Origin of the sequence: Methylobacterium sp. W2, assembly GCF_020662345.1 — a bacterium.
Lineage (GTDB): Bacteria > Pseudomonadota > Alphaproteobacteria > Rhizobiales > Beijerinckiaceae > Methylobacterium.
On sequence record NZ_VMOA01000010.1, the window covers coordinates 41,597 to 65,400 of the forward strand.

Genomic DNA, 23,804 nt, shown 5'->3' on the forward strand with positions numbered 1-23,804 from the left:
ATGTCCCAGTAAATCTCGGATCCAACCTCTTCCGAAAGCAGTCGTTGGGTGGCGCTTTCGAGGTGCAGCGGGTCCACGCCGGATCAGGCAGACCAGCCCGTCGGTGCGGAACCACTATGCTGCCTCCGTGATCCGCTCCTGATGAACAATCGGTGCGCTGTCACCATGCTGCTTGAGCGGCCGGTTGCCACTGAGGCGGCGCAGGAGGACGTAGAAGACCGGCGTCAGGAAGAGGCCGAAGGCAGTGACACCAATCATGCCGGAGAACACGGCGACGCCCATGGCGCTGCGCATTTCCGAGCCGGCACCAGTGGCCGTCACCAGGGGCAGCACGCCCATGATGAAGGCCATTGAGGTCATCAGGATCGGGCGCAGCCGCAGGCGGCTCGCCTCGATGGCGGCCTGTAGCGGCGTGCGGCCGACGAATTCAAGTTCGCGGGCGAATTCCACGATCAGGATGGCGTTCTTGGCCGAGAGGCCGACGAGGACGATCAGGCCGATCTGCGTGAAGACGTTGTTGTCGCCCGCCGAGAGCCAGACCCCGAACATCGCCGCGAGCAGGCCCATCGGCACGATCAGCAGGATGGCGAGGGGCAGGGCCAGGCTTTCGTACTGGGCGGCAAGCACGAGGAAGACGAGGAGCAGGGCCAGCGGGAACACCCACATCCCGGAATTGCCCGCAATGAACTCCTGGTAGGTCAGGTCCGTCCACTCGAAGGCGAAGCCGCGCGGCAGCGTCTCGGCCGCGATGCGGGCGGCCGCCGCCTGGGCTTGGCCCGACGAGTAGCCCGGTGCCGCACCGGCGTTGATGTCGGCCGAGAGGAAGCCGTTGTAGCGCATGGCGCGCTCCGGGCCGGCCGTCTGCCGGACGCGGAGAAGGGCCGCGAGCGGCACCATCTCACCGGAACCCGCCCGCACCTTCAGCGCTCCGATGTCATCCAAGCGGGCGCGGAAGGGCGCGTCGGCCTGGACCCGGACCGAGTAGGTCCGGCCGAACCGGTTGAAGTCGTTGACGTAGAGCGAGCCGAGATAGATCTGCAGCGTGTCGAAGACGTCGGTGACAGGAATCCGGAGCTGGCGCGCCTTCGTCCGGTCGATGTCGGCGAAGAGCTGCGGCACATTCATCTGGAAGCTCGAGAAGAGGCCCGCGAGCTCCGGCGCCTGGGCGGCCTTGGCCAGGAACGCCTTGGTCGCCTCGTTCAAGGCCTCGTAGCCGAGGCCGGCCCGGTCCTCGATCTGCATCTTGAAGCCGCCGATGGTGCCGAGCCCGTTCACAGGCGGGGGCGGGAACATCGCGATGAAGGCCTCGGGGATCGCCGCGAACTTCTTGTTGAGCGACTGGGCGATGGCGCCGCCGTTCAGGGCAGGCGAGCGGCGCTCCTGGAATGGCTTCAGGGTGGAGAACACAATCCCTGAGTTCGAACTGTTGGTGAAGCCGTTGATGGAGAGGCCTGGGAAGGCGACAGCGCTTTCGACGCCGGGCTCCTTCAGGGCGATCTCGCTCATGCGGCGGATCACCTCCTCGGTCCGGTCGAGGGTCGCGCCGTCCGGCAGCTGCGCGAAGCCAACGAGGTACTGCTTGTCTTGGCCCGGCACGAAGCCGCCGGGGATCTGGCGGAACAGCACCACGGTCAGACCGACAAGGACGAGGTAGAGCACCATCATTGTCGCCTTGCGGGAGACGACGAAACTGACGCCTCGCCCGTACCCATCCGAGGCCCGGCCGAAGACGCGGTTGAAGCGCCGGAAAAACCAGCCGAGCATCCCGTCCAGGATGCGAGTCAGGCGGTCCTTGGGGGCGTGGTGGTCTTTCAGCAGCAGCGCCGAGAGAGCCGGCGACAGGGTCAGCGAATTGACCGCCGAGATGACGGTCGAGATGGCGATGGTGAGGGCGAACTGCTTGTAGAACTGGCCCGTCAGGCCGCTGATGAAGGCGAGCGGCACGAACACCGCCACGAGCACAAGCGCGATGGCGATGATCGGGCCGGAGACCTCGCGCATGGCCTGGTAGCTGGCATCGCGGGGCGACAGGCCGCTCTCAATGTTCCGCTCGACGTTCTCGACGACCACGATGGCGTCGTCGACCACGATGCCAATGGCGAGCACGAGGCCGAACAGGCTGAGCGCGTTGATGGAGAAGCCGAAGGCGTGCATCACCGCGAAAGTCCCGACAATGGAGACCGGCACCGCCAGCAGCGGGATGATCGAGGCCCGCCATGTCTGCAGGAACAGGATTACCACGAGGACGACGAGGGCGATGGCCTCCAGCAGGGTGTGGATCACAGCCTCGATGGAGGCGCGCACGAACTGCGTCGGATCGTAGACGATCTCGTAGTCGACGCCCTCGGGCATGTTCTGCTTGATCTCCGCCATGGTCCGGCGGACCTCGTCGGAGATCTGAATCGCGTTCGAGCCGGGCGACTGGGAGATCGGCAGCGCCACGGCGGACTTGTTGTCGAGAAGCGAGCGAAGGGCGTAGTCGGAAGCTCCGAGCTCGATCCGGGCGACGTCGCGCAGGCGGGTGATCTCACCGCTCTCCCCGGTCTTTACGACGATGTCGCCGAATTGCTCCTCAGTGGTAAGCCGCCCCTCGGCGTTGAGGGAAAGCTGGACGTCGAGTCCCGGGATTGCCGGCGAGGCGCCAATGACACCGGCCGCCGCCTCCACGTTCTGCGCCTGGATCTCGCGCACGACGTCGCCGGCCGACAGCCCGTGCTCGGCAACCTTCTGCGGGTCGAGCCAGATGCGCATCGAATAGTCGCCAGAGCCGAAAAGCTGCACCTGCCCGACGCCGTCGAGGCGGGCGAGCCGGTCCTTGATGTTCAGCACCGCGTAGTTGCGCAGGTAGGTCATGTCGTAGCGCCCGTTGGGCGAGACGAGGTGCACCACCATGGTCAGGTCCGGCGAGGACTTCACCGTGACGATGCCGAGCTGGCGCACGATGGCCGGCAGGCGCGGCTCGGCCTGCGAGACGCGGTTCTGTACGAGCTGCTGGGCCTTGTCGGGGTCAGTGCCGAGACGGAACGTGACGGTGAGCGTCATGATGCCGTCGGTCGTGGCCTGGCTCGACATGTAAAGCATGCCCTCGACGCCGTTGATCTGCTCCTCGATCGGCGTCGCCACCGTCTCGACGATGACCTTGGGGTTAGCGCCTGGGAACGTCGCGCGCACGACGACCGAGGGTGGCACCACGTCCGGATACTCGGAGATCGGCATCGCGAAGAGCGAGATCAGGCCCATGATGAACATGAGCACCGAGAGCACGCCTGCGAAGATCGGCCGGTCGATGAAGAATTTCGAGAGGTTCATGCCGCCCTCCTGGGCGCACGGGGAGAGAGAGCGGTCGCATGGCGGCCGCCGGGTAGAAGTCCGATCGGGGAGAGCGGCCTGCGCCGCCCGTCAGTTCTGCGCGACTCGGCGCGGAGCCGTTGCGGAGTCCTGCGGCCGCGCGCCCATGGCGACCGGCTCGGGCCGGAGGAGCATGCCGGGCCGGAGCCGCTGAAGGCCGTTGACGACGATGCGCTCGCCGCCTGACAGGCCGGAGTTCACGACGCGCAGTCCGTCAACGGACCGGCCGAGGGTGACGGCACGGAACTCTGCGCGGTCGTCGGCCCCCACAACGAGCACGAACTTCTTGTCCTGATCCGTGCCGACCGCCCGCTCGTCCACGAGCAGCAGTGTTTCGGGTGCGGCCTGGCCGAGGCGCATGCGAGCGAACTGACCCGGGATGAGATGTCCGTCGCTGTTACCGAAGCTTGCGCGGACCCGGATGGTGCCGCTTCGCGCATCGACCTTGTTGTCGATGAACTGGAGGTGCCCACGCGCCCGCGCCCCGTCGGCGGTGAGCATCTCGACCGGGATGCGGTCGAGGCTGCCGCGCTTGCCCGAGGGGTCAGCCAGTGAGGCCAGGGCTTTGAGGACGACGGTCTCGTCCGCGTCGAAGCTGGCATAGACGGGATCGACGGAGACGAGGGTGGTCAGCACAGCAGCGCCCGCGCCAGTGGCGACGAGGTTCCCCGGCGTGATCTCACGGCGTCCAACGCGTCCGCCGACTGCGGCCCTCACCTCCGTGTAGCTGAGGTTGAGCCGGGCGGCCTCCAGCGTCGCCTTGGCAGCGTCAAGGCTCGCCTTGGCTTCCTTGAACGCGTTGGCGCGGACATCGAGATCGCGGGCCGTGACGATGCGTTGGTCGGAAAGCCGCTGTCCACGCTCGAAGTCGCTTGCGGTGAGGGCGAGACGCGCCTCGGCGCCGGCGGCCTGTGCCTCCAGGCGATGGACTTCGGTGGCGTAGGGTGCGGGGTCGATAGTCACCAGCAGGTCGCCGGGCCTGACGAGTTCGCCCTCGGTGAAGTGCGTCGCCTGGATCGCTCCGCCAACACGTGCCCGGACGTCGACCCGGTCAACCGCTTCGAGTCGGCCGGAGAACTCGTCCCACAGCACGACCGGGCGAGGCGCGACGGTGGCGACGGGCACCGGCGTCGCGGGCTCGGCCGGCGACGGTGCGGCGACCGCCTCCGTTCCGTGCGCCGTCAGGCTGGGGAGGGTTTGAACGAAGGCGCCCGCCAGAAGAGCGAAGGCAACACCGGCCGCGAGGCTGCGCCGAAAACCGGAACGGGTAGGGGAAGCGTGAGGCGAAGGGTTCACGGCCGACTCCGACATCTGTAGAGTTCGCTACACATGTCGGCGTGGACGGCGGGCGTCAAGAGACTTATCTACCACTCGTTATAAAAGTTGGAGCCAGCTGACAATGGTGATGGGGCGACCCAGGTCCTTCGATAGGGACAAAGCCCTCGACGAGGCGATGGAGGTGTTCTGGCGTCACGGCTACGATGGCGCCAGCCTCGCCATGCTGACGAAGGCGATGGGCATCAAGGCGCCGAGCCTCTACGCAGCCTTCGGTAGCAAAGAGGGCCTCCTCAAGGCCGCCCTCGATCGCTACGCGCTGCGGCGGTCGGAGCACATGCGCTACGTACTCGCCGGCGCCACGGCGCGCGACGTGGCCGAGCGCTTCCTAAGCAGCATTGCCGAGAGCCATACCGACCCGGCCAATCCACCCGGCTGCCTTCTCGTCCAGGGCGGACTCGCCTGCGGCGCCGGCTCGGAGAACATCCCGTTCGAGCTGGCCTCGCGCCGGGCCGAGTCGGAGACGGAACTCCTCGGGCGTTTCATTCAGGCAAAGGCCGACGGCGATCTGCCGGAGGACGCGGATCCTGCGGCGCTGGCGCGATTCCTGTCGACGGTGGCCTCTGGCATGGGCGTCATCGCGTCGTCGGGGGCCAATCGCGAGGCCCTGCGAGAGGTGGCGCGCGTCTCGCTTGGGGCCTTCGCCAGGAGCGGTAGGGACTGAACGCTCGGTCGAACAGGGCTGCAGGCCGCAGATTCCGGCACTTTCCTTTCTGAAAGCTGCATGCCCGCAAACTACCCGCTCCGGCAGTAGAGAAGACCAGCAAGTCCCGAACTTACTCAGACCTACCTTGCAATACAGAACATTTGCCGGAAGTGATTCGACGGGGTCACACTGACGGCCGCAAGCCAACCAACGCATGGGTTCTTCTCGACAAAGGATACTGACCCAATTTCAGCCTTCAAGGCCGAATACTGCAACGCCTGAATTTGAAGAAAGTCTGAGCTTTTATCATACGCTTTGGATGCAGCGTGAGTTTAGCTATGGAAGGAAGTGCATTCATTTAAGCTGTCTAAGGAACCGCATTCCCGCATAAAGATGGCGCCCCGCGGGGAGCCATATTTGGCGTCGTGCGGTTACCTGGGAAGAAGCCTGTTATGGCGCGTGGGGAAGAGTATCGTGAACAAGCAGGTGGCCAAGCGTGACGAGATCCGCGCAGAAATTGCTGATCGAATGGGATTAGGATCGCCGTAGACATTAAGCTCTGCGCAGACGGCGGGTTTCGACCGGGAGGCGGACCAGTAATCGCCAAATATCGTGCGGCCATCAAACGTGATAACACTTACCCTGAAGCGACCGACTTCGCTCCCTTTCAGCGTTTACTGGTTGATTATTCCATGTTGGAACAGGAGGAAAACGGTCCAGGGGATGGCGATGCTACGGAAGGATTTGGCGCTCGCCATTGAGGTGGTTCGCTGACGCGTTCCTGGTCGTGCTGCAGTGTTCGAGTGTCAGGTGACGTCCGACTTCAGCACCCGCGTGTCATACCAACCCAGACGACGGTCATCGGCGGATCGCAAGGCGAGTTGAGCGACCGGAGCCCCGACTTCACGATCGACCAAGCGAGACCGGCGATCGTTCGGCTCATAGAGATGAGCCTCCCCCCACTGGCGAAGCGCGACGATGACGAGGAAAAGGCCGCGCCCCTTCTCCGTCAGTACGTATTCCCGGTAGGCGGTCCCGTCCGAGGCGGGCGCCGTCTCCAGAATTCCCCGTTCGGTCAGGTCGCGAAGGCGGGTCGCCAGCATACCCTTGGCGATGCCGAGACCATTCTGGAACTCACTGAAGCGCCGCACTCCGTCGAAAGCATCGCGGATGATGAGGAGCGACCACCAGTCGCCAATGACATCGAGCGCGCGCGCAACCGGGCACCCGGCGTTCCAGAGGCTGACGCGCTTTGCCACGAAGGTACACTCCCGTTCCAAGCTGGTCTCAATTTAGAACTGGAATGAGCGGATCACAAGTGGTCTCAAAGTAAAACCAGATTGGATTTCATCGACGGGACCGCCATGCCACACGGAAAAGATGGACGGATCGCTCCCGAGCCGAAGGGGCAACTGCCCAAGACGACGATCCTGATTTTCGCGGTCGCCGCCGGCTTGAGCGTCGCGAACATCTACTACGCCCAGCCCCTGCTCGATGCGATGGCGCGAGAGTTCGACATTTCGCCTGCCGTGATCGGGCTCGTGGCGACCCTGACCCAGGTCGGCTACGGGCTGGGCTTGATCTTCATCGTGCCGCTCGGCGATCTCATCGACCGCCGTCGCCTCATCCTCGGCCAGGGGCTTCTGTCGGTGCTCGCGCTGGCGGCAGTGGCCACGGCCAAGACCGGAGCGATCCTGTTCGCCGGCATGGCGGCGGTTGGGTTGCTCGCCGTCGTGGTTCAGATCCTGGTCGCATTCGCCGCGACGCTCGCGACACCGACCGAACGAGGCCGGGTGGTCGGTACAGTCACGAGCGGCATCGTGATCGGCATCCTGGCGGCGCGCTTCGCGGCCGGGATACTGGCCGATCTCGGTGGCTGGCGAGCGGTCTATCTAGTCTCCGCCGGCCTGTCGCTCGCCCTCGTCGGCCTGCTCGTGCGCGTCCTGCCACGGCATCGGATCCCGTCCGGCACCGGGAGCTATGTCGCCGCCCTCCGCTCCGTCCCCATCCTTTTCCTCAGCGAGCCGGTCTTGCTGGTTCGCGGTGTTCTCGCGCTTCTGGTCTTCGCGTCGTTCAGCACATTCTGGACCGCGCTGGTGCTGCCGCTCAGTGCGCCGCCCTTCTCCTACTCCCATACCTGGATCGGCCTGTTCGGCCTCGTGGGCCTGGCGGGAGCGATGGCCGCGACGGGGGCCGGGCGGCTCGCGGACCGAGGCCACGGTCGGTGGACGACAGGCGTATCTCTCATGCTCCTGCTCGTATCTTGGGCGCCGATTGCGCTTCTACCGGTATCAATTCCGGCCCTGATATTTGGCGTCGTCCTGCTCGATCTCGCCGTGCAGGCCGTTCATGTGACGAACCAGAGCCTCATCGTCTCCCTTCGTCCCGAAGCCAGCAGCCGGCTCATCGGCGGCTACATGGTGTTCTACTCCGTGGGCAGCGCCCTCGGCGCCGTTGCTGCGACGTCCATCTATGCCCGGGCTGGCTGGCCCGGTGTCTCAGTACTTGGCGCGAGTTTCAGCGCCGCTGCAATGCTCGTGTGGGTGTTCACTTTGCGCGCGGTCCGGACGTATCGAACGTAACTCGGTGATCCAACCGGAACGGCAACTCCATCCTCGATCGTTGCGGAGAACGGCCGGTCCGCTCACCACCCGACCCAGCCTTTGAACGGCCCGGCGGTTCTCGACTCAACTACGCCGTACGAGCAATCCTACACAACTCATAGATGCGGTCGTTCGTAGAAACCATGAGCCCGCGCAGCGGCCCTACTGTCAGGAGCCGGTTTATGGAACTCCAGTACTGGCGAAAGCATGGTTTAGTTCAAGGCGTGGCTGCGAGGCTAGAAGCGCCTTCGTGTAGGCATCGGTCGGATGTGCCAGGATCTCTTCTACCGGACCCTGTTCCACCAGCCTCCCGCGGTAGAAAACGAGGACACGGTCCGCCAGATGCTGGATGACCCCCAGATCGTGGGAGATGAACAGGAGCGCCGTTCCGAGGCGCGCCCGCAGATCCGCGAGTAGATCGAGTACCTGGGCCTGGATGCCGATGTCGAGGGCTGAGACCGGCTCGTCGCAGACGATGAGGGCCGGCTCGGCTGCCAGCGCCCGGGCTATCGAGACGCGCTGGCGTTGACCTCCCGATAAGGAGGACGGGTTGCGCGCTGCAATGTCGGCGGCCAGGCCGACCTGCTCGAGAAGTTCGACCACGCGCGCGGCCCTGTCCGCGTGTGCATGACTTGCGAGGTTCTCCCCGATGATGTCGGAAACGCGGTATCGCGGGTCGAAGCTGCTCAGAGCGTCCTGCGGGACGTATTGCAGGCGCGGGCGAAGCCCGCGCCGCTGCGTTTCCGGGATGCCGCTCCAAGGCTGCCCGAGGAGGCGGACGCTGCCACGATCCGGGGCCAGCAAACCGAGGACGATTTTGGCGCAGGTCGACTTTCCCGAGCCGGATTCACCCACGAGGCCCACGACCTCGCCGGCCTTCACCACGAAGCTCACATCATCAAGGGCCTTCGTGGCGAAGGCCGGGCGGCCATAGCCCGCGGCCCCCGCGTAATGTTTTGCGATCCCGCGCACCTCCAGGACGACCTCCTGGCGGGGAGCAGGTCTCGGATCACCACCATCCCAGTGAATTGCCTGAGCCGCCCCGGTGAGCCGGCGACCCCGCGAGGCGGAGGAAGGAATCGCCGCGATCAGACCCTTGGTATAGGGGTGGCGCGGCCGCGTCAGGACCTCCGCCGTCGGCCCGCTATCGACCACCCGGCCGTGCCGCATGACCAGTACCCAGTCCGCGATCCCGGCAACCACCGCGAGATCGTGGCTGATGAGCAGGAGCCCCGCACCCGCCCGCACCCGCTCCGCGAGCACCTGCAGAACCTGCGCCTGTACCGTCACGTCGAGAGAGGTGGTCGGCTCGTCGGCGATGATCAGGTCGGGTTCGCCCGCGATGGCCGAGGCGATGAGGGCGCGCTGGCGCAGGCCCCCGGAGAGCTGGTGAGCATATTGGCTGGCGCGGTGCTCCGGGTCCGGAATTCCCACCCGGGCCAGGACGTCGAGCACGCGCGCCCCGATGGCTTTCCGTCCCGCCAGGAGGCGATGCTCGGACAGGACCTCCGCCACCTCCTGCCCGATGGTGCGCAGCGGATCGAGCGAGACCAGGGCGTCCTGCATCACGAGGCCCGTCACTGTGCCGCGCAGGCGGCGCCAGTCGGCGGCCCCGAAGGTTTTCGCATCGCGATCCTGAAGGTGGAAGCGGTGGGCCTCCACCGTCGCGCCCGCGCCAGCGAGGTTCAGGAGGCTGCGCGCCGTCAAGCTCTTGCCGGACCCGGACTCGCCGACGAGCGCGACACACTCTCCGGCCCGGACGACGAGATCGACCCCCTGGACGATGGGCGGCCCACCGAAGCCAATGGACAGGTTGCGGATGTCGACCAGCGGCGGAAGCGCGCCGGTGGCTGAGGCCTCGGCCGCGCCCCTCATGCGATGCGTCCCTCAAAGCGCTTTTGTAGGAAGACCCCGACGGTGCTGAAGGCGATGACCGTCAGGGTGATGGCGGCGCCCGGAAACACCGCCGGCCACCAGGCGACGCGCAGAACATCGCGGCTCTCGGCCAGCATGACGCCCCATTCGGGGGTCGGCGGCTGTGGGCCGAGGCCGAGGAAGCTAAGGCCCGACACGGTCAGGATGGTACTGCCGATATACACGGTGGCGATCACCGGGACCGCCACCAGAACGTTCGGCAGCACGTGTCGGAGGAAGATCTGGCGCCGGCCGAGTCCGTAGATGGCGGCCTGCGTCACGTAATCGGCATCGCGGACCAGTTGGGTCTGGGCGCGCACGATGCGGCCGAACTTCGGAATGCCCGCGATGCCCACCGCGAGGGCGATGTTGAGCATGGCCTGGCCGAGGAAGGTGACGACCAACATGGCCAGGAGAACGCCGGGAAACGACGAGAGCACGTCGAAGAGGCGCGAGGTCACCTCATCCAGAAAGCGGTTGCGCTGGCCGGCCAGGATCCCGAGGAAGACGCCCGCCAGCACCGAGACCGTCATGCCGCCGAGGCCGATCAGCAGGGAGTAGCGGGCCCCGTACAAGGTGCGGGCGAGGACATCCCGGCCGAGCCGGTCGGTGCCGAAGGGATGGGCCCAGTCCGGCGCCTTCAGGCCCTCCAGGACATCGCCAACCAGCGGGTCGTGGGCCGTGAAGAGGCCGGGCGCCGCCGCTACAGCGAAAAGGGCGGCGAGGAACAGGGCAGAGCCCAGGACGGGAAGCGGATAGGCGCGGTGCCGGTTCAACGCGACGCTGGCGGGATCATGTCCGGCCCGCGCGGGCGCGCCGGGCTCGTGGAGCAAGCCAGAGGGAGGAGCGATGCGAGCGGAAGCAGTCATGCGGTCCTCAATCTCGGGTCGATCAGTAGGTACAGGATGTCGAGGAGCGTCGAGGCCGCAACGTGAATGAAGGCGGCGAGGAGCACGACCGCGAGCACCACTGGAATGTCATGGGTCAGCACCGCGCCAAGGGTGACGCTGCCGAGTCCCGGCCGGCCGAACACCTTTTCGGTGATGACCGCGCCACCCAGCAGCCCACCGATCAGCCAGCCGCCGAGGGTGACGGCCGGCAGTGAGGCGTGACGCAGGAGGTGGCGGGTCCGGATCGTGAGTTCGCCGACCCCACGGGCGCGGATCGTGGTGACGAAGGGCTGGTCCAGGGCCTTCTCGATGGCCTCCCGGAGCACCTGCGCCAGAAGGCCGGCGGTGGGCAGCGCCAGGGCGATCGCGGGTAGGACCAGGGATTGCCAGCCATTCGCTCCCGAGACCGGAAACCACCGCAAGGTGAAGGAGAACAGCATCAGCAGCAGGATGCCGATCCAGAAGACCGGGGTGGAGGCCAGGACGAGTTCAATGGCGGAGGCGACCTTCCGGGACAGCCGGCCCCGCCCGGCGGTGAGAAGCGCCACCGCCACGGCGAGCGCCACCGCCAGCACGCCTGCCGTCAATGCGAGCTGAACCGTGGGCCAGAGTTGCGAGCCGACGATCTCGCGTACGGGCTGGCGCAGGACGTAGGAGGTGCCGAGGTCGCCGCCGGCGATGCGGGATAGGAAGGCCCAATATTGCGCGAGCAGGCTCTGATCGAGCCCCCATTCGGCGGCGATGGCCTCGCGCAGCCCCGGGGTATCGATGTCGCCCGCCAGGATGTCCTCGATCCGGCCCGGGAGCGCATGGAGGGCGAGGAAGGCCGCCGTGACGCTGGCCCAGGCGACGATGATGCTCGTGCCCAGGCGTGCGACGACGCGGGACCAGAGGGCGCGCGAACCCATGGGGGCTACTCCTTTGCGAGCCAGACGTCGTAGGCGTTCGACGGCGAGTCGAGCCCCGCCTCGAAGCCCAGCCCGCGCACGGCCGTCTTCGCAGCCAGGAACCAGCTCGGCGCGAACAGGGGGACGATGAACGCCTTCTCGACGCCCAGGACCTGAATGCGGTCCGTGAGCGCGCGCTTGGCGACCGGGTCCGTCGCCTGGAGGGCCTGATCGATCAGGCCGGTGATCTCCGGGTCGGGATTGGACACCTTCGTGTAGAGGAAGCCCTTCGAGCCGAGCATGTCCCATAATTCGCGGGCCGGGTCGGCGGGGTTGTCGGTGTTGGGATAGATCGACCAAGTGCCGGTGGCGTTGCCCTTGGCGTACTCGCCCGCCGTGACGATGCGCAGGTTGAGGTCCAACCCGATGTTCTTGCGCAAGGCTGCCTGGATGCCCTGGATGAGGATCTCCCGGTTGTCGCGCACGTAGGGTTGCGGATACCCGACATCGAGGGTGAGGCGCCGGCCCTCCCGGGTGCGGAACCCCTGCGCGTCGCGCTGCGTCCACCCGGCCTCGTCGAGCAGCCGATTCGCGCCCGCGATGTCGTTGCCCCAGGCCCCCACCAGAGCCTTGTTGTAGGCCGGGTTTGCCGGCCCGATGATCGACCAGGCCCGCGGCACGTGACTGAGATAGACCTGACGCACGATCGGCTCGGGATCGAACCCGTCGCGCAGGGCGCGTCGAACCCGGATGTCGTCGGCCGGCGCCCGGGTGTAGTTGATGTTGAGGGTGAAGGACGTGCTGGCACCCGACGGGCCGATGAGGAGCCGGTACTGCGGATCGTCCGCGAACAGGGACACGTCGGTGGCCTGAACGCCCTCGATGACGTCTACCTGCCCCGACGTGAGGGCGCCGGTGCGCACGGCGTATTCGGGCAGGAACCGGAAGCTGAACCCGTCGAGATGGGCCGGTCCCTGATGGGCCGCGTAGCCGGGGGGCCAGGCGTAGCGCGGATTACGCACGAAGCTCGCCGACTGGCCGCGCACGTAACGCTCGAAGACGAACGGGCCGGTGCCGGCCAGGGACGGACCGCCGCCGCAGAGATCGCCCTTGGCCAGGGACTTGGGCGAGATCAGGCCGAGTTTGACGTTGGAAACCGATTCAAGAAACGTCGAATCCGGCTTCGAGAGCGTGAGCCTGACCACGTGCGGTGAGATCACCTCGGCCGAGCTCAAATATTCGAGCAGCGCGACGGCGTTCGCTGCGTTGGCGGGGTTTTTCACGAAGTCGAAATTCGCTTTCACCGCCGCCGCATCGAACACCTCACCGTCGTGGAAGATGACGTCCTCGCGCAAGGTGAAGGTATAGACCTTTCCGTCCGGCGATATCGTCCATTCCGTGGCGAGCCAGGGCGCGAAGGTCCCGTCCGCCCTCTTGCCGACCAGCGAGTCGATGTAGTTGCGCGCCACGAAGAAGGCGGCCTGCTGCGACGAGCGATGCGGATCGAAGCAGGACGGCTCCGTCGTCACGCCCCAGGTGAGGGAGCCGCCGGGCCGAGGCTGCGGTTCCGCAGCATCGACGGGTGACAGAGGAGCGAGCCCGGTCGCGGAGATCGTGGCCAGCGTAAGCAAGGAAACGAATTTTTTCATCAATCTCAGCTCGGGATATGCTTTGTCTACGACCAGACTCAACGCGAGCAAAATATTCCCTAATTGATGCTGAGGGAATTTTTTGACTTCATCTCTGATCTTGACCGGTCTAGTTGTAGCTGGCGTGATCTAGTGCGACGCAGAAGCCAAAATCAACTGGGAAATACCAAGCAACTGACAGCATCGCGCTATTTGGAAACTCACCAGCGCCGAGCCGGCGTTTCGGAGACGAAAACTTCGACTCGCATCGGCGCGAAGAACCGGATCGTCTCCCGGACATGACCGCACCGCGCCACGCTCGCCCCGACACGTCCCACCCCGCGATCGACGGATCACCTTCCCGATGTCTCCACGCCAGCTGCATCTCAACGTGAACCTGCTGCATTCGGGCGTGTACCCGTCGGCCTGGCGCTTGCCCGACAGTCAGCCCGACGCCTTCGTCGACATCGCCCATTACGTACGGGTCGCCCAGGTCGCCGAGCGGGGCTTGTTCGACGCGATCTTCCTCGCCGACACCCCCTCGATCTCGGACCGCCTCGATTACCGCCCGTTCAATGCCCTGGAGCCCACCATCGTGCTGGCCAGCATCGCCGCGGCCACGGCGCGGATCGGGCTGATCGCGACGGCCTCGACCAGCTATAACGAGCCCTACAACCTCGCCCGCCGCTTCGCATCACTGGACCACGCGAGCGGCGGACGGGTCGGTTGGAACGTGGTCACCACGGCCGATGCCGCCGCGAGCCGGAACTTCGGGCTGACCGCCGCCGTCGAGCACGGGACGCGCTACGCGCGCGCCCGGGAATTCGTCGAGGTCGCTCACGCCCTGTGGGACAGCTGGGAGGACGATGCCCTCATCGGCGACAAAGCCAGCGGCCGCTTCGTCGACCCGGGGAAGGTGCATGCCATCCGCCACCGGGGCACTCACTTCTCCGTCGACGGGCCCCTCAACGTGCCGCGCTCACCCCAGGGCCGCCCGGTGACGGTTCAGGCCGGCGGCTCGCAGGATGGACGTGATCTGGCGGCGGCCACCGCCGAGGCGGTTTTCACCCTGTCGCAGACCATCCCGGATGGAGTGTCCTATGCGCAAGATCTGCGCGCCCGGGCCGCCAGCTTCGGGCGCCCGGCGGATTCCCTCGTCATCCTGCCGGGGCTCACCACCATCCTGGGCAGTACCGAGGCGGAGGCGCGCCGCCGCCAGGACGAGTTATGGGATCTGGTTCCCCTCGAATACAGCTTGGCGCGTCTCGCCGGCACGCTCCAAATCGCACCTGATCGCCTCGCCCTCGACAAGCCGCTGCCGGACGCGCTGCCACTGCCCGCCAATGCCAACCACACCATGTTCCTCGGAACCGTGGCGCTCGCCCGTCGCGACAACCTCACGGTGCGTGAATTGCTGCGGGCCCTCGGAGGCGGTGTCGGCCACCGCATCATCGTAGGCACGCCGGAAGCCGTGGCCGACGACATTGAGGCGTGGTTCCGGGCCGGAGCGGCGGACGGCTTCAACCTGATGCCCGACGTGCTGCCCGACGGTCTGGAGACCTTCGTAGACGCCGTTGTGCCGATCCTCCAGAAGCGCGGCCTGTTCCGCACCGCCTATTCGGGAACCACTCTGCGGGACCATCTCGGTCTCGCCCGGCCGCCGAGCCGTTTCGCGGATAGCCCGGAGGTTCGAGTTACGGCCTGAACCCAGCGATCTGTCCCCAACTCGCTACCGGCGCGGGCTTACGGCACGATCGAGGTCAGAACCTCGGCAAGAGGAGGTTTTCGTTCAGCCTGCTGACCTTGCAGGCTGAACGGAGCTGACTGTGACCTCGAAGTTCGGGCCTCTTCGTGACCTGACCCCATTCGGTGGCCCAGGATCGAAGTTAGTGCATCGTCGGTCTGAGGTTGACCCCGTTTGTGGTCCACGGCCTATGCAAGTTCTCGGGCTGTGACAGCTTGGTTGGCGAAGGCTCGGGGCGTCAAGCCGCCCAGGGCCGTGTGGGGTCGATCTTCGTTGTAGTGGCACCTCCATTCCTCGATGCGCTTGCTCGCGGAACAGGACGCACATGGAGGTTTGCGGTTGGCTGACGTCGATCAGCCTATCCGAATGTGGTGCAAGGGAGAGAAAGGCAGAAGCAGCGGCAACACAATGTCGCGACACCATCGACCCATACAATCCGGCCAACGCATGCCGATGTGTGTACAAAGCCAGGGCAAAGTCTGCACGCCATCCAAAGATAAATTTTATTCATATTGCAATTTTATAGGAACAAGCATCCTTCGCGCCGGAGAATAAAAACTAAATATTGCTTTTGACTACCATGACCGATCATTTTATACACAGTACTTACTGGCACTGGCTGACGCCTCCCTCTCTTAAAATCAATACGGCGTCGGCTGTGAATAATTATGGTGCGTTCCGACAAAAAGCAGATCGAAAGCGCTTTGTGTTCAATTTTGTGAACGTTAGTAAAAGCTATCCGGAACGCAGAGCGCTTATCGGCAATTTGGCGATTTCAGATATAACTTTCGAAGTGCGGGACGGTGAGTTTCTATGCTTGATTGGTCCATCGGGTTGTGGAAAATCAACTTTACTTAATATCATGGCCGGCTTCGACCGGCCATCAAGCGGCGATGCACACTTTAGAGGGGCGCCAATAGAGAAGCCCGGTCCCGATAGAACTGTCATTTTCCAAGACTATGGTCTGTATCCCTGGATGACCGTGGCCGAGAACATAGGCTTCGGCTTGAGCGCGAAATCGGTTGCAAAATTGGAGCGACGTCAGACCATCGCTCGTCTCGTCGAATTCGTGCGCTTGAGTGGATTTGAGGACCGTTTCCCTGACGAACTGTCAGGCGGGATGCGCCAGCGCGTTAGTTTGGCTCGTGCCTTGGCGCCTGATCCAAGTGTCGTTCTGATGGACGAACCATTTGCGGCACTCGACTCGATCACGCGAGATGCATTGCAGGAGGAATTGCTTCGCATCTGGGCAGTCTCCCATCAGACGTTCGTCCTCATCACCCACAACATCGAGGAGGCCGTCTTCCTCGCCGATCGGGTGCTCGTCATGAGCGGCCGGCCCGGGCGCGTCGACACTGTGATCGACGTCGATCTCCCCCGGCCACGGACGAACGCCGTCCGCGTCGATGCGCGCTTTGTTGCCCTAAAGGAGGAGATTTCGCGCCGTTTGCGCATAGGCGTCCTAGCACAGAATGGCGAGAGGGCTTGAACCATGCCGGAAGCATTAGCGACGGCCAACCGCGCCTCACCCATATCTCCGCGCGTAAAAGCATCGCTACACACTGCGGGGCATTTGATCACGAGCAGCGCCCACGCGGTCAAACGCTTCATCCTTATACCAGTACTCCTGGCCAGCTGGGAGATGGGGGTGCGCACCGGATGGCTGAACGGAAACCTAGTTCCCCCGCCGTCGGCTGTGCTGAGCGCACTTCGCGACCTCGCCTCGAGCGGGATGCTGTGGGAGGATACCCGTGCGAGCATTCAGCGCGTCACGATCGGCTTCGGTATCGCCGCGGCTGTTGGAATTGCGTCTGGACTGCTTCTCGGGCGTATCCGATGGCTGGCCTTCTATATCCTGCCCCTCATCGACCTCGTCCGTCCGATCTCGGTGATTGCCTGGATCCCGCTTGCAATCCTGTGGTTCGGCCTCGGCGACCAGCCGGCTTGGTTCATCATCGCCCTCGGCGCCTTCTTCCCGATCTTCAGCAATGCTTATCAGGGAGCGCTTTCCGTCGCCGAAATCCACCTGCGCGTGGCACGGTGTTTCGGTGCCGGTCGATGGCTCACGCTGCGGAAAGTGCTTCTGCCATCTGCCCTTCCGTACATCCTGACGGGTCTGCGCGTCGGGTTGGGAGTGGGATGGATGTGCGTGATCGCTGCCGAACTTATTTCGTCGACTTCGGGGCTTGGTTACCTGATCCAGCTCGCGCGCACGACGATCGAAACGGAGAAGGTTCTGGCCGGCATGGTCGTCATCGGGCTGGTCGGTCTCTGCATGAATGGCATCATGCTCGGACTCGAAAATTTCCTCATTCGTCGCCGGTGACGTCCCACACTCCATGCCAACTCTAAAGCGGATCAAGGTCAATGCAGCGTAGGCAATTTCTCGTCGGCTCGAGCCTCGCGGTCGGGGCTTTCTCAGGCCTTGCACCAATCCGGTCCCGCAGCCAGGAGCGCATCAAGGTTACACTCGGCTACCAGTCACTTTGGGCAGGAGGTGGCAGCGTCTTCGAGACGCTCAAGCACACCAATATCCTTGAACTGCACGGCGTCGACGCGAGCTTCAAGACGTTTACCTATGGCGGTCCCTTGGCGGAAGCTGCCGTGGCCGGCGCAATCGACAACATTTTCGCGGCGGATGCCCCGACGCTGCGGGCAATGGCGAGGATTCCAGGATCGAAGGTCCTTCAGCGCACGCATGATCAGCGTTTCGCCGTGATCGCACGGCCTGATTTCATAGGTGACCTCGCCGACCTACGTGGCAAGCGCCTCTCCGGCCCATTCGCAACGACAGTGTTTCCGCGATGCATTCAGGCCATCATCGCCGCGGGCGTGAGGGAGCCGTTCAAGGAAATTCGTATCGTAAACCAAGATGTGGCTGAGCAGGCCGACGCGATGCGAGCCGGAGCGGTCGATGCGGTGACAAGCTGGGATCCCACCTTCGAGAACCTGATCCGGCAGAAGCTTGGCCGTGTCGTCTGGCAGGCCCCCCTCGGGGCTGGGTCTGGCATACAGGGGTTCTCGGGCCCGTGGCTGCAGCGCTACGGCCAGGACGGAGCGGTGAAATTCCTCAAGGCCTGGATCGCCGCCACTTGGTGGACCTCACGAAACATTGACCAAGCAGACGCTTGGTTCAGCAAGACGTCACGCCTCGACCCTAAAATTCTGACTGCGGCAGACAAAGCGGACCGCTATCTACGGTCGCCAGTGGCCGAGATTAAGACGCTTGATTTCTTGATTTCCGCGCAGGAGGTTCAAGACACCCAAGGTGTTCTTGACTTCCTGCATGACCAAAAGCTCCTGACTAATCGAATTGAAGCCGCACCCTTCTACGACATGGCCCCCCTGGAGCGCGCCCAGCGGGAGATCGCTGCAGGCGATCACGTCGATCTCAGCCGTATTACCATCACCTCCTGAGGCAAGCGCAATGGATCTACGGCTCGACCTTCCGGAACCTCCGGAGCCGGCAAGCTTCGCTGAAAGCCCGCTGTCCCATGCCCTAGCGCAGCCTCTGATGTTGGGATTGTTTCTTCCAATTCAGAGCGGTGCGTGGTCCCCGTCTCTCGAACCCCGCTCGACGTCATGGACCTTCGACTATAACGCCGAGCTCACGTTGCGAGCTGAGGCGCTGGGATTCGACCTCGTCTTCGGTCTGGCAGAGTGGGTCCGTCACGGCGGTTACGGCGGCGTATCCAGGTTTCGAGAAGAGTCGCTCGATCCGTTCATCACTGCGACGGCTTTGGCCGCGCTGACAAAACGGATCATTCTCATCTCGACGATCCATATCCTCTACGGCCCGTGGCATCCGCTACACCTCGCTAAGTTTGGGGCCACACTCGACCACATTGCGGCCGGCCGTTGGGGCGTCAACATCGTCACCGGCTACGCTCCGCGCGAGCCCTCTATGTTCGGCATGAAGAAGATCGAGCACGACCTGCGCTATAAAATGGCCGATGAGTTTGCAACCATCCTGAAACAGCTTTGGCGTTCGAGCGAGGATGTCACAATCTCGGGAGATTATTGGCATCTCGATGCTGCCTTCGCGCGGCCAAAACCGCGCTTCGGTCGACCCATCCTCGTCAGCGCTACAGGCTCCCCGGCCGGCTTTGACTATGCGGGCCGGCACTCCGACATCGCTTTCATCACAAGCCCTGCCGGTGCCAAGTTAGTGAACGCGTTACCTGCGTTGCCACAGCACATAGCAGCGATCAAAGCGGCCGCGGGGAAATACGGGCGCAATCTTCGAACGATCATCAACCCCATGATCGTCTGCCGGGAAACCGATGCGGAAGCATGGGCTTATTACGATCGCATCGTCACGAACGCGGATCACGGGGCGGTCGAGGGCTATGCCCGACATCATGCCCTCGCTGACAGCAAAGCATGGAAGAACCACCTTCCGCAGGATCGAATTCTCGGCGGCAATGTTCATATCGTCGGTGGCCCGGAATACGTCACGGAGCAACTCTGTAACCTAAAGCGCGCCGGTTGCGACGGCTTGCAAATATCGTTCTTCGACTTCAAACCCGATCTCGAATTCTTTGGAACACGCGTCCTTCCACTGATGCGTCAGGCAGGACTGCGAAAGTGACTGGCGCGTCCCCGAACCCAGAAGGGACGGGACTTTTGCAGGGCCTGAGGCATCCGCATTGGTAGGGCTGCCATGAAATCAGGCGCGCCACGTCGGGTTCTGGCCACATGTCACGTGAATCAATCCTCCAATTTTAAGGGCTCATCTGCGCTTCAGCGCTTTCCTTCCCAGTGGATAATTCGCCCCCTAAGGGCGACGAGGACCAGGTCGCTTACAAAGCCGATCAGTCCGATGAGAATGATACCGGCGAACACGTAGGTCGTTCGAAAAAAGCTCGAAGCATCAAGGATCAGGAAGCCGAGACCGCGATCCCCGCCGAGCAACTCGGCCGCGACGAGAATAGTCAGGCCGGTGCCCATCGCGACACGCAACCCCGTCATGATCTGAGGCAGCGCGGTGGGAAACACCACGAAGCGGAACGTCTGCCAACCGGACGCTCCCATGGATTGAGCGGCCCGAAGCGTGTCGAGCCCACACGCCCGTGCGCCGGCTTGGGCGTTCACCATCGTGATCAGGAAAATCGAGAGGAACATCAGGAGGATCTTCGAGGTCTCGCCGATTCCGAACCAGAGAATGAACAGGGGTATGAGGCCCAGCGGCGGGATCGGCCGGACAATTTCGGAGGGCACCAGGAACAGGGCATCGATCTCGATCACACGGCCCCGCAACAGGCCGACCACGGTGCCGCAGACGGCGCCGGCGACGAACGCGATGCCGACGCGACGCAGGCTTGAGACCACATGCGTGCCGAGATCGACGCCAGAATAGCCTTCGACGACCATGTCCTTCAGGGCAGCGAGCACGGCCAGCGGAGGCGGCAGCAGGATCGGCGTCACCAGCTCCTGCATCGTCACGACGGCCCAGAGAGCCAAGAGGGCCAGCGGTGAGAGCGCGGCCAGAATCCGGTAGCGCCACGGAACCGTGTTTCTGTTCAAGGGAGCCTCGCGGCGCGGGTGTTCAATGGGAATGCCGCATGGTCCGGTAGATCGCTTCGCGCAGGCGGAGGAAGGCGGGAGCAAGGCGGTTCTCGGACGACGCGCGAGGGGCGTTCAGTTCCACCGCGAACGTCTCGAACTGGCCCTGACGGAGGTTGTCGATGAGGAAGACACGGTCTCCCAGAAACACCGCCTCGTCGATACTGTGCGTCACGAAGACGATCGTGCACCCGGTGCGGTCGCGCAGCCGCAGGACCTGCTCCTGCAGGTCCTCCCGCGTCTGCACGTCGAGCGCCGAGAACGGTTCGTCCATGAGCATCACGCGCGGGCGGGCGGCGAGCACGCGGGCGAGGCCGACGCGTTGGCGCATGCCGCCGGACAACTCGTACGGATACGCATCCTCCCGGCCCGCGAGGCCGACGAGGGCGGCAGTTTCTTCGGCCACCCGTCTCCGCTCGCGCTTAGAGCGCCCGGCGCAGCGCAGGCTGAACGCGATGTTCTCCGCCACCGTCATCCAGTCGAACAGGGCCGCGGCCTGGAACACGACGCCTCGATCGGGGCCGGGGCCGGAGATTTCGGCCCCGTCGACGAGAGCCCTGCCTTCAGTCGGGCGGAGAAAGCCGGCGATGAGGTTGAGGATCGTCGTCTTGCCGCAGCCCGACGTTCCCAGGAGCGAGACGATCTCGCCGGAGCCGATCCCGAAGGAGACGTCGCGCATCACCGTTCGATCGCCGTACGCGAAGCCAACCCGGTCGAACGTCAGGACCAGCCGCTCCGTCGCCGCTTCCGGCTCGGTCGTGCCGACGGATTTCGACGTAGTACCGATCACCTGGCGTCACCGATCACTTGGACGCGCCCGATCACTTGGACGCACCGGACAATGCGGTCTGGATCGGCCGGGTGTCGAACAACGCCGTCCAGTCGGCAGGCAGGGCCTGGATGCGCTTCTCGGCGACGAGGAAGGCACCGATGCCCTGGAGGTGCTTCATGAGACGCGAGTCGATCTCCTGTCCCGGCGCCCCGAGAAAGTCCGCGGTCAAGGTCTGCCGAAAGGTCGGATGCGCTACGTTCTGACCGGCGACGAGGCGGTCGAAGTCCGGGCCGTCCATGCCGATCCGCTTCGCCTCGGCGGCCCGAACGGCGGCCGGGTCGCTGCCGTAGGCCGTCTGCGCTTGGTCCCAGGCCCTGAGGAAGCGCTGGACCGTTTCGGGGTTGCCCGTCACGAAGGGCTTGCGCCCGACCCAGACGCCTCCCGTTATCATGCCGAGGCTCCGGGTCGAAGCGATGGGCTTCGCACCCTGACGCTCCATGGCACCGACGTTGGGCTCCCAGACGAAGGCGGCATCGATCTGGCCGGCCGCGTAGGCCGGGGGCATGTTGGCCGGGCTGAGATTCACGAGGCGCACGTCGTCGGCCTTCAATTCCGCCTGAGCGAGGGCCCGCAGCAGGTGGTAGTGGCTAGTCGAGCCGATGGCGACGCCGACCCTCTTGCCCCTCAGGTCCGACGGAGTCTCGATGCCCGCGCCCGGGTTGACCACCAGCCGGACATTCGTCGCATCGATCCGTTCCATGAACAGAATCGCGATGGGGAGCCCGTTCGCGTAGCCGGTCACCGCCGGAAACTCGCCCATCCAGGCGAGATCGACCTCGCCGGCCGCTAGGGCCGGCAGCATCGCCGGGCCAGCCGGGAACTGAGCCAGGGTGACAGCGAGCCCGTTGGCCTCGAACAGACCGGCCTTGAGTGCGTGAGAGAGCAGGACGTTCACCTCACCGGTCTGAAAGCCGATCCGGAGGGGCAGCGTCTCCTCCGCTCGCCCCCCCGTGGTTCCGAGGAACAACGAGCCGAGCAGGGCGAGCAAGAATGCAAGGCGGGTCATGGACGGAATCTCCGAGAGACGGTCGAGGGGTTTCATTCGCTACCGAGTAGGTCGAGAACCGTGAGTGCCAGGATACGGGTGGCGGCCACGGCCTTGGCGATGTCGATGTACTCGTTCACCGGCGGCCAACCGTCCTCGCCGGGGCCGAACGTTACGGCGGCGTGGCCGCGCTCCGCGAACCGGATCGTGTCGTTGAAAGCGTTCTTCCGATAGATCTGCGGCGCTTCGCCGAGCAGGCGCTCATAGGACCGGGCGATGGCCGCGGTGGGCTGGGCCGCTTCATCCTGCTCCGCCGTTCCGTCGACGAAGAGCGCACCCGGATAGGGACGGGCGCTGGCCCGTAATTCGGGGTCCGCCGCCGCCGCCGATGCGATCACCGCGTCGATGTCGGCCATCACCGTCTCGACGCTCATGCCGGGAAGGATGCCGACGACGGCCATCACGGCGCGGCAGAGATCGGGGGTGAACTGCATCTCCCGCGGGAGTCCCCCCGAGACCCGCAGGATCGTCGTGCGGGGCGGCGTACCGCCGGCGAGACGAGCGGGCTCGTGCGCGAAGGTCATCGTCTCGAGGGCCGGGAGCAGGCGGGCCATCTTGGCGACGGCGTTCACGCCCGTGTCGGGCCGCCAGAGATGGGTCTTCACGCCCCGCGTCTCGACTTCAACGAGGACGTGGCCGCCATTGGCGACCGCGATGCCCATGCCCCAGGAACGACCTGCCCCCTGGGGGCCATCCGGCTTCGTCCAGCCCGTCGGCTCGCAGACGATGGTGTAGTCCGCGCGCAGGCCATGCTCGTCGAGGAGGAAGATCGAGCCGTCCGGACCATTCTTCTCCTCGTCGACGGTGTAGACGCAGCTCAGCGTCCCCTTGAGGCGGATACCGGCCTCCCGGATCGCGCGGACCGCCAGGAGGGTGCAGGCGAGGTTGCCACGGGTGTCCGATGTTCCCCGCGCGTAAAGGCGCCCGCCATGGCGCGTCGGCTTGAACGGGTGGCCGTTCGTCATGGTCCAGGCCGACCAGTCGCCCGCCGGGTAGGTGTCGAGATGATCGTTCAGAATGAGAGAGGGGCCTTGCGGGTCCGAGCCCGGCAGGACGGCGATGACGTTGGGCCGTCCCGGGCGCTTGGCGACAAGGTCGACGGACAGGCCCATGTCCTCGAGAAGACCGGCGATGAACAGGGCCGCCGCCTCCTCCCGGGCGGACGGCTCGTCTGGATCGAGGGGGTTCTCGGCTTCGGGCTGGCCGGCAGGGATCAGGGCGCAGGCAAGATCGAGCCACGCAGGCTCGTCGATTTTCTCGAGAACCCGTCGCTCTGTGTCGGAGAGATCGTCCCGCTCCATCGAAACCAGCTCCATCACCGATGCCGTCACCCTATTCCCAGACCGATTCTTGGTGCCTTCACAGTT

Annotated in this window: 18 protein-coding genes and 1 pseudogene; 7 read left to right on the top strand and 12 right to left on the bottom strand. The window is 64.8% G+C overall.

Annotation, left to right across the window (positions count from 1 at the left end):
- Window positions 1-114: 114 nt before the first annotated feature.
- Together FPV16_RS07510 and FPV16_RS07515 are read right to left on the bottom strand one after the other, a co-directional pair.
- Entirely contained in the window at window positions 115-3,309 is a 3,195-nt protein-coding gene (locus FPV16_RS07510) for an efflux RND transporter permease subunit (protein WP_227437561.1), read from the bottom strand.
- A 90-nt stretch (window positions 3,310-3,399) separates the two neighbouring features.
- On the bottom strand, window positions 3,400-4,659 hold the full coding sequence (locus FPV16_RS07515; protein ID WP_227437562.1) for an efflux RND transporter periplasmic adaptor subunit: 1,260 nt from the start codon (window positions 4,657-4,659) through the stop codon (window positions 3,400-3,402).
- 88 nt (window positions 4,660-4,747) lie between these two features.
- On the opposite strand from FPV16_RS07515, the gene FPV16_RS07520 reads away from it, so the two are divergent.
- Window positions 4,748-5,347, top strand: a complete 600-nt coding sequence (locus tag FPV16_RS07520) for a TetR/AcrR family transcriptional regulator (protein WP_207410929.1) — start codon at window positions 4,748-4,750, stop codon at window positions 5,345-5,347.
- A gap of 788 nt (window positions 5,348-6,135) precedes the next feature.
- Here the strand turns inward: FPV16_RS07520 and FPV16_RS07525 are convergent.
- Window positions 6,136-6,588, bottom strand: coding sequence for a winged helix-turn-helix transcriptional regulator (locus tag FPV16_RS07525; RefSeq protein WP_227437564.1), 453 nt, complete (start codon window positions 6,586-6,588; stop codon window positions 6,136-6,138).
- Window positions 6,589-6,693: 105 nt separating this feature from the next.
- Here FPV16_RS07525 and FPV16_RS07530 point away from each other — a divergent pair, with 105 nt between their 5' ends.
- Window positions 6,694-7,911, top strand: coding sequence for an MFS transporter (locus FPV16_RS07530; RefSeq protein WP_227437566.1), 1,218 nt, complete (start codon window positions 6,694-6,696; stop codon window positions 7,909-7,911).
- A gap of 201 nt (window positions 7,912-8,112) precedes the next feature.
- On the opposite strand, the gene FPV16_RS26265 is transcribed toward FPV16_RS07530, so the two are convergent.
- Genes FPV16_RS26265 through FPV16_RS07555 form a run of 4 tightly spaced genes read right to left on the bottom strand, consistent with a single transcriptional unit; the run spans window position 8,113 to window position 13,272 of the window.
- The gene (locus FPV16_RS26265) at window positions 8,113-9,807 is read right to left on the bottom strand and encodes an ABC transporter ATP-binding protein (RefSeq protein ID WP_319802225.1); all 1,695 of its coding nucleotides are present in this window, start codon (window positions 9,805-9,807) and stop codon (window positions 8,113-8,115) included.
- Window positions 9,804-10,715: an ABC transporter permease gene (locus FPV16_RS07545; protein WP_227437568.1), complete on the bottom strand. Its 912-nt coding sequence runs from the start codon at window positions 10,713-10,715 to the stop codon at window positions 9,804-9,806. Before FPV16_RS07545 ends, FPV16_RS26265 begins: the two co-directional genes overlap by 4 nt.
- On the bottom strand, window positions 10,712-11,644 hold the full coding sequence (locus FPV16_RS07550) for an ABC transporter permease (RefSeq protein ID WP_227437570.1): 933 nt from the start codon (window positions 11,642-11,644) through the stop codon (window positions 10,712-10,714). Before FPV16_RS07550 ends, FPV16_RS07545 begins: the two co-directional genes overlap by 4 nt.
- Before the next feature lie 5 nt (window positions 11,645-11,649).
- The gene (locus FPV16_RS07555) at window positions 11,650-13,272 is read right to left on the bottom strand and encodes an ABC transporter substrate-binding protein (protein ID WP_227437572.1); all 1,623 of its coding nucleotides are present in this window, start codon (window positions 13,270-13,272) and stop codon (window positions 11,650-11,652) included.
- 343 nt (window positions 13,273-13,615) lie between these two features.
- Between FPV16_RS07555 and FPV16_RS07560 the strand changes: the two genes are divergently transcribed.
- A complete protein-coding gene (locus tag FPV16_RS07560; RefSeq protein WP_227437574.1) occupies window positions 13,616-14,956 on the top strand; it encodes an LLM class flavin-dependent oxidoreductase in 1,341 nt (446 codons plus the stop codon).
- A gap of 227 nt (window positions 14,957-15,183) precedes the next feature.
- Here the strand turns inward: FPV16_RS07560 and FPV16_RS07565 are convergent.
- Window positions 15,184-15,306 (bottom strand): annotated as a pseudogene (locus FPV16_RS07565) (integrase core domain-containing protein); the annotation flags it as partial.
- A gap of 269 nt (window positions 15,307-15,575) precedes the next feature.
- Between FPV16_RS07565 and FPV16_RS07570 the strand changes: the two are divergent.
- The 4 genes from FPV16_RS07570 (at window position 15,576) to FPV16_RS07585 (ending at window position 19,586) form a co-directional block, all read left to right on the top strand.
- Window positions 15,576-16,484: an ABC transporter ATP-binding protein gene (locus FPV16_RS07570; protein WP_227437577.1), complete on the top strand. Its 909-nt coding sequence runs from the start codon at window positions 15,576-15,578 to the stop codon at window positions 16,482-16,484.
- Between the two features lie 159 nt (window positions 16,485-16,643).
- Complete coding sequence (locus FPV16_RS07575) at window positions 16,644-17,321, top strand: ABC transporter permease (RefSeq protein WP_227437579.1); 678 nt, start codon at window positions 16,644-16,646, stop codon at window positions 17,319-17,321.
- Window positions 17,322-17,362: 41 nt separating this feature from the next.
- Entirely contained in the window at window positions 17,363-18,412 is a 1,050-nt protein-coding gene (locus tag FPV16_RS07580; protein ID WP_227437580.1) for an ABC transporter substrate-binding protein, read from the top strand.
- A gap of 10 nt (window positions 18,413-18,422) precedes the next feature.
- On the top strand, window positions 18,423-19,586 hold the full coding sequence (locus FPV16_RS07585) for an LLM class flavin-dependent oxidoreductase (protein WP_227437583.1): 1,164 nt from the start codon (window positions 18,423-18,425) through the stop codon (window positions 19,584-19,586).
- A 152-nt stretch (window positions 19,587-19,738) separates the two neighbouring features.
- Here FPV16_RS07585 and FPV16_RS07590 read toward each other — a convergent pair whose 3' ends face one another.
- The 4 genes from FPV16_RS07590 to FPV16_RS07605 are packed head-to-tail and all read right to left on the bottom strand — an operon-like array spanning window position 19,739 to window position 23,753.
- Window positions 19,739-20,521 (bottom strand): ABC transporter permease, encoded by a 783-nt coding sequence (locus FPV16_RS07590; protein ID WP_227437585.1) that lies wholly within the window; start codon window positions 20,519-20,521, stop codon window positions 19,739-19,741.
- Window positions 20,522-20,543: 22 nt separating this feature from the next.
- The gene (locus FPV16_RS07595; protein WP_227437587.1) at window positions 20,544-21,350 is read right to left on the bottom strand and encodes an ABC transporter ATP-binding protein; all 807 of its coding nucleotides are present in this window, start codon (window positions 21,348-21,350) and stop codon (window positions 20,544-20,546) included.
- A gap of 31 nt (window positions 21,351-21,381) precedes the next feature.
- Window positions 21,382-22,398 carry an aliphatic sulfonate ABC transporter substrate-binding protein gene (locus FPV16_RS07600; RefSeq protein WP_227437589.1) on the bottom strand — a complete coding sequence of 339 codons (1,017 nt, stop codon included), beginning with the start codon at window positions 22,396-22,398 and terminating at the stop codon, window positions 21,382-21,384.
- Window positions 22,399-22,430: 32 nt separating this feature from the next.
- The gene (locus tag FPV16_RS07605) at window positions 22,431-23,753 is read right to left on the bottom strand and encodes a M20 family metallopeptidase (RefSeq protein ID WP_227437688.1); all 1,323 of its coding nucleotides are present in this window, start codon (window positions 23,751-23,753) and stop codon (window positions 22,431-22,433) included.
- Window positions 23,754-23,804: the final 51 nt, after the last annotated feature.

What these genes read in the sequence shown, in the direction of transcription:
- FPV16_RS26265 (WP_319802225.1), bottom strand. Translation starts at nt 9,807, where the DNA reads ATGAGGGGCGCGGCCGAGGCCTCAGCCACCGGCGCGCTTCCGCCGCTG.
- FPV16_RS07515 (WP_227437562.1), bottom strand. Translation starts at nt 4,659, where the DNA reads ATGTCGGAGTCGGCCGTGAACCCTTCGCCTCACGCTTCCCCTACCCGT.
- FPV16_RS07555 (WP_227437572.1), bottom strand. Translation starts at nt 13,272, where the DNA reads ATGAAAAAATTCGTTTCCTTGCTTACGCTGGCCACGATCTCCGCGACC.
- FPV16_RS07600 (WP_227437589.1), bottom strand. Translation starts at nt 22,398, where the DNA reads ATGACCCGCCTTGCATTCTTGCTCGCCCTGCTCGGCTCGTTGTTCCTC.
- FPV16_RS07545 (WP_227437568.1), bottom strand. Translation starts at nt 10,715, where the DNA reads ATGACTGCTTCCGCTCGCATCGCTCCTCCCTCTGGCTTGCTCCACGAG.
- FPV16_RS07560 (WP_227437574.1), top strand. Translation starts at nt 13,616, where the DNA reads ATGTCTCCACGCCAGCTGCATCTCAACGTGAACCTGCTGCATTCGGGC.
- FPV16_RS07510 (WP_227437561.1), bottom strand. Translation starts at nt 3,309, where the DNA reads ATGAACCTCTCGAAATTCTTCATCGACCGGCCGATCTTCGCAGGCGTG.
- FPV16_RS07570 (WP_227437577.1), top strand. Translation starts at nt 15,576, where the DNA reads ATGACCGATCATTTTATACACAGTACTTACTGGCACTGGCTGACGCCT.
- FPV16_RS07530 (WP_227437566.1), top strand. Translation starts at nt 6,694, where the DNA reads ATGCCACACGGAAAAGATGGACGGATCGCTCCCGAGCCGAAGGGGCAA.
- FPV16_RS07605 (WP_227437688.1), bottom strand. Translation starts at nt 23,753, where the DNA reads ATGGAGCTGGTTTCGATGGAGCGGGACGATCTCTCCGACACAGAGCGA.
- FPV16_RS07550 (WP_227437570.1), bottom strand. Translation starts at nt 11,644, where the DNA reads ATGGGTTCGCGCGCCCTCTGGTCCCGCGTCGTCGCACGCCTGGGCACG.
- FPV16_RS07520 (WP_207410929.1), top strand. Translation starts at nt 4,748, where the DNA reads ATGGTGATGGGGCGACCCAGGTCCTTCGATAGGGACAAAGCCCTCGAC.
- FPV16_RS07580 (WP_227437580.1), top strand. Translation starts at nt 17,363, where the DNA reads ATGCAGCGTAGGCAATTTCTCGTCGGCTCGAGCCTCGCGGTCGGGGCT.
- FPV16_RS07585 (WP_227437583.1), top strand. Translation starts at nt 18,423, where the DNA reads ATGGATCTACGGCTCGACCTTCCGGAACCTCCGGAGCCGGCAAGCTTC.